The following is a 14,385-nucleotide window of genomic DNA, read 5'->3' on the forward strand; positions in this document are numbered from 1 at the left end:
TCTCTAGGACTAATGAATATGTCCAAGAAACTCCAGTCTATTAAGAATGCTTAAATTAATGAACCGCCGTATACGGAACCGTACGTACGGTGGTGTGAGAGGTCGGTAATTAATTTACCTCCTACTCGATTAACAGGTGGAATTACTCAGCACCTTTGGCGGCAACACACCAAATACAACTACAAGTTCAAATACTTACTCTCAATATAATACCCATCATCGATCTGAGCCCAAACGCTTTGATTATCAAGCTGGATCAAACGAATAACAAATACTTGTTGACCACCCTTGTAGCGTTTACTGTTCATATCGCCATAGGGAGTTTCCCAAGCAGTGATATTCTGATCAGAATAGTAGAGTATCTTAACCTTTTTATTGATATCGATGCTATCGATTATTTGATAGGTAAAACTGATATTATCGACATTTGAAGCTAGGGGAGTATTTAACATTTTTTGAGTCATTGTATAGTTCTTGATATTCAATGTTTTAATATTCTCTTGGCTGGAGATCCAAGTACTTCCGCCTAGGTTATACCAATAAATTTCACGATATGTTTCTTTTAAGGCTTCATAAACATGCCACGAGGTGTTATACGGCAATTGTTTTTCTAGTGCGTAAGGAGCATTGGGTTTTTCAAAAACATCTGAGTTACTCAATGTTTGTACGAATAGGTTGTCAGGAATATCGACTTTTTCCAAAGAAGCGGTATTGTAGACGAATTCGTATTCTTTTACTTCATTAGAGAAGGTACCGTTAGCTGATTTTTGGTTCTTCACTAAATATTTAGCAGCATCATCTAAAGGTTGTACTTGATAAGTTTTATTGAGGTCTCCGGTTAAATACTGTGGATTCGAGATCAATTCACCATTTGTGTTTCGGTGATAAATGATAACTGGTGCAGCTATTTGTTGTGAATAAATCAGGGATATTCCTTCTTCACTGGGAATAAAGTTTTGTTGAAAGTGTTGAATTGAAGACAAAACATAGCCAGGGATCGATTTCCAAGGGATATCGAGTTTGTCTAGGTAGTGACCTTCCATAGTTACTGAATCAGAAACAGGATTGCCAACTGAATCGATGTATCTAATTGTTATTGAAACGTCATTACGATGTATTTTTTTGATTTTTTGAGAGATTAAATTATCTGTCATTTCCATTCCCCCGATTTAATTTCTCAGATGTTACTCTGGCAGTATATAAATTACAGTAATTCTACCATATTAAAATAAGAAACAATGCTTAGCGGACTGGATATCAGATAACTTAATAGAAATATAAAAAACACGAAAGAATTTTTTAAATTCTTTCGTGTTTTATTAAATTACTTGTCTTCTTTAATGTTTGCAGGAGCGGGTTCATCATATTTAGTAATATTGATTTCACCGTTATTTATTCTTGCTTCCAAGTGCTTATCAGCTGGATGATCCAAGTAGTAATCGGCGACTTTATCTTCAACTTGTTCCTCGATGACTCTTCTCAATGGACGAGCCCCCATCTTAGGATTAAATCCAAGGTCGACTAATTTTTCTTTGGCATCTTTAGTAACGTGAATACTCAAACCTTGATCAGCAATCATCTTGTTTGTGTCGTCAAGCATAAGGTCAACGATACTCAAGAGGTTAGTCTTAGTTAGAGAATTGAATTCGACGATACCGTCAAATCTGTTCAAGAACTCAGGTTTAAAGAATTCTGATAAACGATTCATAATTGAATGTGTATTACCAGATGCTTCAGCACCAAATCCAACGTTAGCTTCTTGTAAACCTTGTCCAGCGTTAGATGTCATGATGATGATGGTATCTTTAAAGCTGACAGTTCTACCTTGTGAATCAGTCAAACGACCGTCATCAAGAATTTGCAAGAACATATGCATTACGTCTGGATGAGCTTTTTCAATTTCATCTAGCAAAATTAGACTGTATGGATTACGACGAACTTGTTCAGTTAATTGACCAGCTTCTTCGTAACCTACATACCCTGGAGGCGAACCAATAAGTTTAGACACACTATGTTTCTCCATGTACTCAGACATGTCGAAACGGATCATTGAATCCTCTGTGCCGAATAGTTCACGTGCGAGTTGTTTAGCAAGTTCAGTTTTACCAACACCAGTAGGGCCTACAAATAGGAAACTACCAATTGGACGACCAGATTTGTTAAAGCCGACTCTGTTACGACGGATTGATTTAGCAACTTGTCCAACAGCTTCATCTTGTCCAATGACATGAGCCTTAAGATCAGGTTCAAGATTCTTTAATTGAGCTTGTTCGTTAGACTTCAATTCACCGACAGGAATATTAGTTTTTTCTTCGATAATTTTTTCGATTTCTTTTTCGTTAACGATGGACTTATCAACGGGTTCATCTTTAGCGGAATCTTTCATATCTTGGAACTTAGTTACTTGATCTCTGTAGTAGGCAGCTTTTTCGTAATCCTCATTACGTAAAGCAGCTTGCTTTTGAACTTCAGCATCAGAGATTTTATTATCAAGGTCGGCCATATCGACGTGATTGATTTGTAAGTTCTTCTTAGAACCGGCTTCATCAATCAAATCGATTGCCTTATCAGGCAAAAATCTGTCTTGAATATATCTAGCAGATAGTTCTGCGGCAGCCTTTATGGCTTCATTTGAATATTTAACGTGATGATAATCTTCATATTTAGGTTGGATACCTTTTAAGATCTGAACTGTTTCTTCAACACTAGGTTCATTAACTTGAACGGGTTGTAAACGGCGTTCCAGGGCGGAATCCTTTTCAATGGTTCTATACTCTTTAAGGGTAGTTGCACCAACTAGTTGCAAATCTCCACGAGCTAGAGCAGGTTTCAAGACGTTACCAGCGTCCATTCCACCTTCGGCATTACCAGCACCGACAATTTCATGGATTTCATCTATAAATAGGATGATTTCGTCATTTTGTTGTAATTCTTTGATCAATTGTTGCATTCTTTGTTCAAATTGACCACGGACACCAGTACCTTGTACTAATGAGACGACATCAAGACGTACAACACGTTTATTTTGTAATTTTTCGGGAACATCGCCATCGACGATCTTTTGAGCGAGTCCTTCAACAACAGCTGTTTTACCAACACCTGCTTCACCGATAAGTACCGGATTGTTTTTAGTTCTTCTGTTTAAAATTTCAATAACTCTTTGGATTTCCTTGTCACGGCCAATAACAGGGTCAATTTGACCTTTTTTGGCAAGTGCAGTTAAATCAACACCATATTGATCTAGGATTCCATTACCACCTTGGCGGCCACGACCATTGTTGCCGTTACCTCCGCCAGTTTGGGTTTGGGGTCCTTGTTCAACACCATTAGCCATTTGAGGATTACCTAAGGCATTAAACAAATCTTCGAAACTAGAAAAACCGTTTGGATTTTGTGCCATATTATTTATACCTTCATTAGCTTGATTTCTTAGACGTTGATAGCAATCTTGGCAGAGATTTATTTCTGTCCGTTGACCATTAACGCTTGTATATAAATGAATTGTTGCTTCATTTTTATGACAATTCTGACAAAGCATTTGCACCCCACCTTTCCTCTTTAAGGATACAAGGGTAGTATATAATTAGCACTCGATGAATGCAAGTGCTAAGTCTTGGGTATTTTTTCTACATATTAATAGTAAATGTGTATCACAAATATTAACGCTTACAAAAAGCTTGAACTGTAAGCGGTAAATAGCTTAATATATATAGGGTTGGTTACATTTTTTGGTCTAAACCCTTGTGAATAAAACTAGTTAATGTTAAATTAATTAGTGAATATTTGTAGGATTACTACAGAATAATTTTAAAAATGGTGAGGTATTATATTATGGAAAAGAAAGAATTTCACATTATTGCAGAAACAGGTATCCACGCACGTCCAGCTACTATGTTAGTACAAACAGCTAGCAAGTTCAGCTCAGACATCAACATCGACTTTAACGGTAAATCAGTTAACTTGAAGTCAATCATGGGTGTTATGTCACTAGGTGTTGGCCAAGGTTCAGATGTTACAATCTCAGCTGACGGTGACGATGCTGCTGACGCTGTTGCTGCTATTGCAGAAACAATGACAAAGGAAGGACTTGCTGAATAATGGTTAAAACTATCAAAGGGATTGCCGCAAGTGATGGAATTGCTACCGCAGAAGCATACCTTTTAGTTCAACCAGATTTGTCTTTTGATAAGAAGAGTATTTCCGATGCGGACGCTGAAATCAGTCGTTTACAAGATGCTATTTCTACATCAGACGATGAGCTTACTAAGATCCGTGACACTGCCAAGGAGTCATTGGGTGAAGAGGAAGCTCAAGTTTTTGATGCCCACAAGATGATTTTGGCTGACCCAGAATTTACTGGAGCTGTCGAACAACAGATTAAAGATCAAAGTGTTAATGCTGAACAAGCATTAAGCGATGTATCAAACAACTTTATCTCAATTTTTGAAGGTATGACAGATAATGCCTATATGCAAGAAAGAGCTGCCGATGTACGTGATGTTACTAAACGTGTAATGGCTCATCTTCTTGGTGTTGCATTGCCAAATCCTGCATTGATCGATCATGAAGTTATTGTCGTTGCTCACGACTTAACTCCAAGTGATACTGCACAATTAAATAAAAAATATGTTAAAGGATTTGTTACTGATATCGGTGGTCGTACTGCCCACTCAGCTATCATGGCTCGTTCGCTTGAACTTCCAGCCGTTGTTGGTACAGATTCAATTACAACAGATGCTACAGAAGGCCAAACTATTATCCTTGATGGATTAAATGGTGCCGCTATTTTGGACCCATCTGACGAAGATATCAAGCATTATCAAAAATTAGCTAAAGATTTTGCTGATCAAAAAGCAGAATGGGAAAAGTTGAAGAATGAAGCCACAGTTACTGCTGATGGCAAACATTTTGACATTGCTGCTAATATTGGTACACCTGATGATCTTCAAGGTGTTATTGATAATGGTGCTGAAGGTATCGGTTTGTATCGTACAGAGTTCTTGTACATGCAGTCTGAAGAATTACCTTCAGAAGATGACCAATTCGAAGCCTACAAAAAGGTTGTTGAAGGTATGAACGGCAAACCAGTTGTTGTTCGTACAATGGATATTGGTGGGGACAAGCATCTGTCATACTTGCCACTTCCAGAAGAAATGAATCCATTCTTAGGTTATCGTGCTATTAGAATTAGTTTGGATAGACAAGAAATCTTTAGAACACAATTGAGAGCTTTACTACGTGCTTCAGCATTTGGTAAACTTCGCATTATGTTCCCTATGATCGGTACTCTTCAAGAGTTCCGTGATGCTAAGAAGGTTTTTGAAGAAGAAAAAGTCAAGTTAGTTGAAAAGGGTGTAAAGGTTTCTGATGAGATCCAATTGGGTATGATGATGGAAGTTCCTGCTGCTGCTATTTTGGCTGATCAATTTGCTAAAGAAGTTGATTTCTTCAGTATTGGAACAAACGATTTGATCCAATACACAATGGCTGCCGATCGTGGTAACGAACATGTTTCTTACCTATATCAACCATACAACCCTTCAATTTTGAGACTGGTTAAGCATGTTATCGAATCAGCTCATAAAGAAGGCAAGTGGGCTGGTATGTGTGGTGAAGCTGCTGGTGATAATATCATGGTTCCATTACTTCTTGGTATGGGACTAGATGAGTACTCAATGAGTGCTACATCAGTACTTCGTGTTAGAAGTTTGATGAAGAAGTTAAGCACAGCTGATCTTAAAGAATTAGCAGAACGTGCTGTTAACGAATCAATCACTAACGAAGACAACAAGAAGCTTGTTGAATCATATATTAATAAGTAAATTCAAAGTCGACTTGAGTTAATCCTCGGTCGATTTTTTATTTTGTTTAAAATCAGGTTGACAAAGTTGATAAATTAGAATATTCTAATGTCATTAAAAATAAATGAATTTAACAGCAAGAAAGTGGAGAAGTAATTGATTGGATCAGATTACAGAGAGCCATGTTATCTGGAAAATGGCATTGATCGATCAATGAAAGTAACTACGGAGCTGGCAATGCAAACGAAAGCAAGTGTTGCATGGGTGCACCCATTATAGTGCTAGCGTATTTTTGTACGCGAAGTGGTGTTGTGAAAGCAATGCAATGAGGGTGGTACCGCGCAGAAGCGTCCTTTGAAAATCTTTGATGATTTTCTGAGGACGCTTTTTTGGTTCATTTGAACTGGAGGCGGTCAATAATGACTAATTTGACTAATAGTAATGGCGGACTCGTCCGAGTGAATAGTTATGAATCTTTTATAAAAACTATACATTCAATTAGGAGAGTTCAAATATGGAAACTAAGAATAAAAAATTAACTTTTAAACATTATCTAATTATTGGATCTATGCTCTTTGGTATGTTCTTTGGAGCTGGAAATTTAATTTTTCCAATTCACTTGGGCCAATTAGCCGGTGGACATTGGTTAACAGCCGGACTAGGATTTTTATTAACTGGGACCTTGTTACCGCTGTTAGGTATCATAGCTATCAGCATCACACGTTCAACTGGAATTTATGATTTAGCTAAACCGATCGGACATCGTTATGCAACTTTCTTCATGATCCTCACTTGTGCGACTTTAGGACCTCTGTTTGCCACACCAAGAACAGCTACAACGCCATTTCAAATTGGTATTGCTACTCATGTTTCAGCAACACAAGAACCTTGGTATCTACTTGGATATTCGTTGATTTTCTTCTTAATTGCCGGATGGGCCTCTAGAAAACCAACTGGGATTATTGATACGATCGGTAAATTATTAAATCCTGCTTTCTTGATTCTTTTAGCCATTATTTTTGGAATCGCATTTACACATCCAATGGGCACAGCAACCACAGCTCACATTACAAGTGATTATCAAAATGGAGCCTTTCTAAACGGATTCCTGCAAGGATATAACACGATGGATGCTTTGGCCGCCTTATTATTCGGTATCGTTGTTGTTACATCAATTCGTGGTCTTGGACAAGATAATCCCGCTGCAATTGCAAAGACAGCCGCTAAATCCAGTTTGATGAGTATCTCTTTAGAAGCTTTTATCTATCTTGGCCTCATCTGGATCGGTGCCACTTCTTTAACACATTTTAAAATTTCAGCTGATGGTGGGATTGGGTTTTCTCAAATTGCCTCGTACTTTATGGGTGTACCTGGTGAAATTATTTTGGCCATTATGGCAACATTAACTTGTTTAACTACGGCAGTTGGTTTGATTTCTTCCTTTGCAGAAGCTTTACATGCTAAATTTCCTAAAACGTCTTATAAGTTCTGGAATATTCTTTCTTGTACAGCTTCATTTTTAATTGCCAATATGGGATTGGAACAGATAATCTCTTGGTCAACACCGATGTTGATGTTCCTTTATCCATTAGCTATAACTTTGATTATTCTTTCGATTATGTCGCCATTGTTCAATCGTGATCCAATTGTTTATATCACAACTACAACTTTTACAATTTTTCCCGCCCTGATCGATGCGCTTAATTCAGCGCCAGCTATTATTTCTCAACAGGGATTTGCACAGTTGATTTTAAAATGGGATAAAATGTATCTTCCTTTTGCAGAATTAGGAATGGATTGGTTTATTCCAGCTTTAATTGGATTATTATTAGGAGTAACGATCCATTATGCACAACTAATTACAAAACGTTCTAAAATTATGGATTAATAAACGGGAGGGATCAGCATGGCATTTTTAGGTACATTATGTTTCTTATTATTATGTACAACACTAGCCGGACATTTTTCACATCTAGCAGGGATCCCAGCCGTTATCGGTGAAATTATCGTCGGAGTTATTGTTGGTCCAGCGATTTTAAATTGGGTCCAACTTAATACATTGGTAAATACTTTTTCTGAAATTGGAGTAGTCGTTTTGATGTTTATCGGTGGATTGGAAAGTAATTTACAATTACTCAAAAAATACCTTCGTCCAGCTGTTATTGTCGCTATTATTGGAGTTGTTTTCCCAGTGGTGGTCATGGGTGGGGTTAGTTTGATATTTAACTTTACTCAATTTGAAGCATTGTTTATCGGAGTTATTTTTTCGGCTACGTCTGTATCCATTTCAGTTGAAGTTCTCAAAGAATTTCATACGCTGGATACTAAAGAAGGAGCAACCATTTTGGGAGCGGCAGTGGCTGACGATATTATTGGTGTCATTTTATTAAGTATCATGATTTCGATGATGGGAAGCAAAAATTCAACTAATATTGGGATAGTTTTATTGGAACAAGTAGCATTTTTTGCTGGTGTATATCTCTTGTTCCGCTGGATCGCACCATTATTGATGAGTTTAAGCAATCACTTGTTGATGTCAGTTAGTCCTGCTATTATGTCAATGATAATTTGTTTAGGAATGGCTTGGTTAGCTAATTTAGTTGGTCTGAGTGGTGCGATCGGTGCATTCTTCGCCGGGATCGCTGTAGCTCAGACTGATTATCAAAAAGAAGTTGATACCAATATCGAACCAGTTGGTTATACGTTATTTATTCCGATTTTCTTTGTCAGTGTCGGATTGAATATGACCTTTGCCGGTGTTTTACAATCACTTCCATTCATTATTACTATGACGATCCTTGGAGTTTTGACTAAACTACTCGGTTGCGGTTTAGGAGCTAAATTAAATGGCTTCTCTAACAGCAGTAATTACTTAGTTGGAGCTGGGATGATATCACGTGGCGAAATGGCTTTGATAACAGCTCAAATTGGTTTTTCAGCTCACTTATTGTCTGGAGATTATTACTCCGACATTATTTTAGTAATTATTCTGATAACAATTATTGCTCCATTCATGTTGAAACAGGCAATCAAGAAAATGCCATCTCCAAAAAATTTACAGATTAATTAAGTTAAAAAAGATAACCAGTCATATTTTGAAATATGATTGGTTATCTTTTTGATTTATTGGCCATTCAATTGAGTAAGAACGTTCTGCTAAACAACTTGATTTACAGTGGTATGATAATAATTGTCCGATAAAAAAACTTATAAATTGAGAGGGCACCTGTAATTTAAAGGTGATTGGTAATTCCTAATTGACAGAAAAACGTCAAGCTGAAAGAAAGTTATTGTTGACTGGTGCCACATTAGTCGGCCTTGGAGCTGGCATGATGATGGGTACAAATGTAAAAGCCGATTCGACTAACACGGTAAATACGACTCAAGATCAAACTACGCAGTCAGCATCTTTGCTTAAATCAAATTATCCTGTGTCTGGAGTAGGTGAAGATTCGGCCAGTGGGACTGGAGATGAAGCAGCTTCTGATGGATCAAGTTCAGCGGGAACCGGATCTAATACTGATACGGGTGACGGTCAAACTGATACTTCAGTTACTGGTGATCCAAATACAGCAACTGATGACCAGTCAGATTTTAGTTTTAGCCAGAACGGCGATGGAAATTACACCGTTACAGGATATACAGGTGCTGCTCAAAAGGCTGCTAATGGTGGAGTTGATCCAACATATTCCACAGATGTAACAATTCCTGATACGTATAAAGATGGATACGTTACTGCTATTGGCAATAATGCTTTTAACAATGAGGCTGGAGACAATGATAATCTGTCTATTGTTGATGGATTGACTTCAGTTACTTTTGGTAAAAACATTCAACAAATTGGCGATTACGCATTTGCTGGTAATAAGTTAACTTCAATTAGTTTTCCCGACAGTACGTGGTCGATTGGCAAACACGCATTTGAAAATAATCAATTGAGTGATCTTACTCTCAATAAAGTGACGCAAATTGGTGATTATGCATTTTCAGGTAATAGTCTTACTAAAATAAGTTTTCCTGATAGCACATGGTCAGTTGGTGCATACGCATTTTCAAATAACCAATTAAGTTATATCGACTTGAATCATGTAACACAAGTCAATGACCATGCTTTTATTGATAATAACCTCAGTAAGTTAGTTATCTCTGATAAGACAACTAATATTGCTGATTATGCTTTTGAAGGAAATCATATAACCGATTTAACATTAGGATCAAGTCTTCAAACCATCGGTATCTCAGCATTTCAAAACAATGGAGTTGCTGGAGTAATAACCTTCCCATCTTCACTGATTCGTGTAGGTGATAATGCGTTTGCTGATAATGCGATAACTGGTGTAGTTTTTGATAATGAACCGTCTGGAACAACGACTGATAAAAGTTCAAGCATTGGAACAGGAGCATTTCAACATAATCAGATTATTGGGATAGTAACTTTGCCTGATTCATTAACAGAATTGGGTGATTACGCTTTTGCAGATAATAAGATAACTGGATTAAACTTTAACGATAAAATAACTAAGATGAATACCGGTGTGTTTGAAAATAATAACTTGCAGGGTTCTTTAGCTCTACCTGAAAATATTATTTATGTTGGAAACAGTGCCTTCTACAATAATGAAATTGACAGTTTAACATTAGATAAGAGTCTTAAAACTATTGGAACCTCTGCTTTTGCCAATAATAATTTATCGGATAATGTGGTTATTCCAAACAGTGTAACGAGTGTTGGTGAAAGCTCATTTGAAAATAACGAATTAACTGGAGTTGATTTGACAGGGTCATTAGATAATTTGGGTAATAAGGCCTTCAACACCAATAACTTGCAAACCATTAATATTGAACAAACTATTAAAGCCATTGGGGATGAAGCCTTTTCTAATCAGGAAACATTACCTGTATCTGTATACGCTTCAGTCACACAAGCTTTAGATGTTAAAAAATCTATAGCAAAACAATTAGGATTATCCGCTGATCATTTAGCTCAATTGAAATTTAAATTGGGTGATACTGACTTGAATTACGATGAAGCTAACGACAAACTGACACTACCAAAAGATTATCAAGGAAAAGATACAGTTATGAAATTGGTTCTTGCTTCAGATGGACCAGATACTGGTTGGTATGGAACCAAGGATCTTGAGTTAACTTTGAACAAAAAAATGGTGATTGCGGATGTTACGATCCCTAGTAATTTAAATACTGATCCCGTGGTTCCGAAGGTGGAAGGCCAAGTTGGAGCACAAGTAAAAGTAAAGGTTCCTAATATTGCAGGATATTCGGTAAGTCCAACATCTATCTATGCCACAGTCAACGATGACGGAGCCATAACTGCAAATAGATCAGTTGAATATACTGCCAATACTGGAAGCCATACAGATCCAGATGATGGCAATTCAGGGACAGGCTCTGATACAGGAACTGATTCGGGTACTGGCACAAATCCAGATACCGGATCAAATACGGGAACCAACACAGATCCGGATAGTGGTTCAAATACTGATACAGGTTCAGGAACTGATACGAATAAAAATTCTGGAACTGATTCAAATAGTGATTCTGGTTCGGAAATAACTGACTCGAATACATCGACAACAGCACAGAGTAATTCAAGTATATCTACCAATTCTGCGGATGGTAAATCCAATCAGAGTGGTAAAACAATATCTGTTAATTATGATAATGTCATTTCAAAGTCAGTTAGGTATGAACCAACTGATCTCACAAAAAATAATAATCCTGTAATTACGTCCCAACTTCCTCAAACTAGTGAAAAATCTAATAGCTTATCTTGGTTAGGAGTAATCATTTTAGGATTTTTGGGATTGCTGGGTTTTAATAGAAGAAAAAATTAAAAGTATCCTCCAGTATGGGGATACTTTTTTACTTGAATTTAGGAAAAAGGAAATTGACACGCTATAATCGGTCAATCTTCATTTAAGGTGATTGCCCAAAAGAGGTCATTTATTTGTCAGAGGGCGAATAGAGGCGATTAAAACCGTCAAGGTTATTTTGATATTTTTTATCAGATAATTTCTTGTCAACCACTTGAATTATTCACATAAATGCTAATTAAAAAAACCATTGCTTATCAAGTTATAAACATATTAGAATTGAATTTGCGAGTTCAAAAACCTAAGTATAAGTTCACCTATGTGAATTTTAAAAATAATTATTCAGAAAAAAATGGTAACAAATGCCAATCTACCAAACTTCTGTTCGGTTTATGACTTTGTGCAGTATCAACTTTTGAACACAATATCTTGTTATCTCAAATGGTTTGAGATACTATATATTGTGTTATTTATTTTAATTGGAGTGAAGCATAATGAGTTTATTAAAGAAGATTACCTTAAAAAAAAATTTTATTGATCATGTTAAAGAAACAGTCAAACCACATTGGGGAGAACTAGGCTGGGTTACTTACAAGCGTACATATGCTCGTTGGATACCAGAACTAAGACGTACCGAAAACTGGTCTGAAACCGTTAAACGTGTCGTTGAAGGGAATATCAATCTGGACCCTCGTTTACAAAATGATTCATTAACTGATGAAGAGCATTCTGAACTTGTTGGTGAAGCACAAGAATTATATAAATTAGTTTATGGCTTAGCTGCCACTCCTTCAGGTAGAAATCTTTGGATCTCTGGAACAGATTACCAAGATAGAAATGGTGATGCCTTAAATAACTGCTGGTTTATTGCTATTCGTCCACAAGCTTATGGTGATAGTCATATTGTTCCCTCATACTTGAAGAAGGATCAAGTCGCTGTTTCGATGCCATTTTCATTCATGTTTGACCAATTAATGAAGGGTGGCGGAGTCGGATTCTCCGTTGTTCCTGAAAATATGAAACAAATGCCAGTTGTTGACCAAAATGTTAACTTAACTGTTTTGATTGACAAAAAGAGTGCTTCTTATGATGATGCAATCAAAGCCGGTGCTGTTGACCGTGAAGAATGGATGAAGGTTAATAGTCTTGACAATACTCGTTTCTATAAGTTGCCAGATACTCGTGAAGGCTGGGTAATTGCCAATGCCAATATGATCGATGCTCATTTTGCTTCAACTAATGAAGATAAAATTGATGATGTCGTCTTAGACATTACTGATATTCGTGCTAAAGGTGCTAAAATCAAGGGCTTTGGTGGCACAGCTTCAGGTCCTGTTCCTTTGATCGAAATGTTTTATGATATTAACCAAGTGCTAGATGAAGCTGTCGGTAGACAATTAACATCTGTTGACTGTACTGATATGGGTAACTTGATCGGTAAAACAGTTGTTGCTGGTAACGTGCGTCGTTCTGCCGAATTAGCTTTAGGCGGAGCAACTGATGACGACTTTATTACAATGAAACAAGATCAAAAGAAACTTTACCATCACCGTTGGGCTTCGAATAATAGTGTTTCAGTTGATTCTAAATTTACTAAGTATCAACCAATTGCTGATTCTATTACACATAATGGTGAACCAGGTATCGTAAATCTTGAGTTATCACGTAATTATGGCCGTATTGCTGATGGCTATCAACCAGGAATTGATGATGGTGTAGAGGGAACTAACCCTTGTGGTGAAATTTCTCTAAGTAATGGTGAACCATGTAATCTATTTGAGTTGTTCCCAGTTATTGCTGAAAAACAAGGCTGGAATCTAGAAGAAGCCTTTGGTTTAGCTGCTAGATATACTAAACGTGTAACCTTCAGTAACTATGATTGGGAAGTTTCACGTAACGTTATCAAGAAGAATCGTCGTATCGGAGTTTCAATGTCAGGTATTCAAGACTGGATCTTAAATACCTTTGGTAACCGTGTTGTTACTGGTTTTGAAGATGCAGTAGACGATGGTGTAGAGATCAAGAAGCCTATTTATGATCAAAGAATCGTTAAGAAATTTGATAGTTTGTATCATGCAGTTGTTAAAGCTGATGCTGACTATTCCAAAGCTCTAAATTGCCAACCTTCAATCAAACATACAACTGTTAAACCATCTGGTACCGTTGCTAAGCTAGCCGGTGTTTCAGAAGGAATGCATTTCCACTATGCTGGATATTTGATTCAAAGAATCAGATTTCAAGATAGTGATCCATTGCTTCCAGCACTAAAGGCATGTGGCTACAAGATCGAACCTGATGTTTATACCAAACATACAATGTGTGTAGAATTCCCTGTTAAAGCTGTCAATGCAGATAATCCTAACTTTGCATCAGCTGGTAATGTTTCCATTGCTGAACAATTTGCTACACAAGCTTTCTTACAAACTTACTGGTCAGATAATGCAGTTAGCTGTACCGTAACTTTCCAACCAGATGAGGCTAAAGAGATTGCACCATTGATGTATCAGTATCGTCACACAACAAAATCAACTTCACTATTGCCATATAGTGGTGGTGAGTTTAAACAAGCTCCTAAAGAACCAATTGATAAGAAAGTTTATCAAGAACGTGAATCAGAAATCAATGGTGATGTAGCCGAAGAATTTGCTGAACTAACAGGCAATCATGATAAGAAAGACTTAGAATTAGTTGATCAATCAGACTGTGAAAGCGGCGCATGCCCAATTAAATAGAAAAAAATGCAATATCAA

General features: G+C 36.9%; 8 protein-coding genes and 1 other annotated feature. Of the genes, 6 read left to right on the top strand and 2 right to left on the bottom strand.

Translation table 11 applies throughout. The features are described from left to right. Positions 1 to 179: 179 nt before the first annotated feature. Positions 180 to 1,154, bottom strand: coding sequence for a MucBP domain-containing protein (locus tag EKM60_RS06520; RefSeq protein ID WP_125713679.1), 975 nt, complete (start codon positions 1,152 to 1,154; stop codon positions 180 to 182). Between the two features lie 170 nt (positions 1,155 to 1,324). Continuing rightward, positions 1,325 to 3,538 carry an ATP-dependent Clp protease ATP-binding subunit gene (locus EKM60_RS06525; protein ID WP_125713681.1) on the bottom strand — a complete coding sequence of 738 codons (2,214 nt, stop codon included), beginning with the start codon at positions 3,536 to 3,538 and terminating at the stop codon, positions 1,325 to 1,327. A 293-nt stretch (positions 3,539 to 3,831) separates the two neighbouring features. Between EKM60_RS06525 and EKM60_RS06530 the strand changes: the two genes are divergently transcribed. The 6 genes from EKM60_RS06530 (at position 3,832) to nrdJ (ending at position 14,367) form a co-directional block, all read left to right on the top strand. Further along, positions 3,832 to 4,098 (top strand): phosphocarrier protein HPr, encoded by a 267-nt coding sequence (locus EKM60_RS06530; RefSeq protein ID WP_057765009.1) that lies wholly within the window; start codon positions 3,832 to 3,834, stop codon positions 4,096 to 4,098. Continuing rightward, positions 4,098 to 5,822, top strand: coding sequence for a phosphoenolpyruvate--protein phosphotransferase (ptsP, locus tag EKM60_RS06535; RefSeq protein WP_125713684.1), 1,725 nt, complete (start codon positions 4,098 to 4,100; stop codon positions 5,820 to 5,822). The genes EKM60_RS06530 and ptsP overlap by 1 nt, the downstream gene beginning before the upstream one ends. 109 nt (positions 5,823 to 5,931) lie before the next feature. Next, positions 5,932 to 6,159: a binding site (T-box leader), on the top strand. A 156-nt stretch (positions 6,160 to 6,315) separates the two neighbouring features. Further along, positions 6,316 to 7,689 carry a branched-chain amino acid transport system II carrier protein gene (brnQ, locus tag EKM60_RS06540; RefSeq protein ID WP_125713686.1) on the top strand — a complete coding sequence of 458 codons (1,374 nt, stop codon included), beginning with the start codon at positions 6,316 to 6,318 and terminating at the stop codon, positions 7,687 to 7,689. A gap of 18 nt (positions 7,690 to 7,707) precedes the next feature. Continuing rightward, entirely contained in the window at positions 7,708 to 8,871 is a 1,164-nt protein-coding gene (locus tag EKM60_RS06545) for a cation:proton antiporter (RefSeq protein WP_125713687.1), read from the top strand. Between the two features lie 187 nt (positions 8,872 to 9,058). After that, positions 9,059 to 11,656 (top strand): leucine-rich repeat protein, encoded by a 2,598-nt coding sequence (locus EKM60_RS06550; RefSeq protein ID WP_125713689.1) that lies wholly within the window; start codon positions 9,059 to 9,061, stop codon positions 11,654 to 11,656. Positions 11,657 to 12,129: 473 nt separating this feature from the next. Next, positions 12,130 to 14,367 (top strand): ribonucleoside-triphosphate reductase, adenosylcobalamin-dependent, encoded by a 2,238-nt coding sequence (gene nrdJ, locus EKM60_RS06555; protein ID WP_125713691.1) that lies wholly within the window; start codon positions 12,130 to 12,132, stop codon positions 14,365 to 14,367. The last annotated feature ends 18 nt before the right edge of the window (positions 14,368 to 14,385 follow it).

The sequence above is a fragment of the Companilactobacillus kedongensis genome (genome assembly GCF_003946625.1).
GTDB classification, from domain to species: domain Bacteria; phylum Bacillota; class Bacilli; order Lactobacillales; family Lactobacillaceae; genus Companilactobacillus; species Companilactobacillus kedongensis.

Excerpts from the sequence above, each read along its gene's own strand:
- brnQ (WP_125713686.1), top strand. The coding sequence starts at position 6,316 with ATGGAAACTAAGAATAAAAAATTAACTTTTAAACATTATCTAATTATT.
- EKM60_RS06545 (WP_125713687.1), top strand. The coding sequence starts at position 7,708 with ATGGCATTTTTAGGTACATTATGTTTCTTATTATTATGTACAACACTA.
- EKM60_RS06520 (WP_125713679.1), bottom strand. The coding sequence starts at position 1,154 with ATGACAGATAATTTAATCTCTCAAAAAATCAAAAAAATACATCGTAAT.
- EKM60_RS06525 (WP_125713681.1), bottom strand. The coding sequence starts at position 3,538 with ATGCTTTGTCAGAATTGTCATAAAAATGAAGCAACAATTCATTTATAT.
- ptsP (WP_125713684.1), top strand. The coding sequence starts at position 4,098 with ATGGTTAAAACTATCAAAGGGATTGCCGCAAGTGATGGAATTGCTACC.
- nrdJ (WP_125713691.1), top strand. The coding sequence starts at position 12,130 with ATGAGTTTATTAAAGAAGATTACCTTAAAAAAAAATTTTATTGATCAT.
- EKM60_RS06530 (WP_057765009.1), top strand. The coding sequence starts at position 3,832 with ATGGAAAAGAAAGAATTTCACATTATTGCAGAAACAGGTATCCACGCA.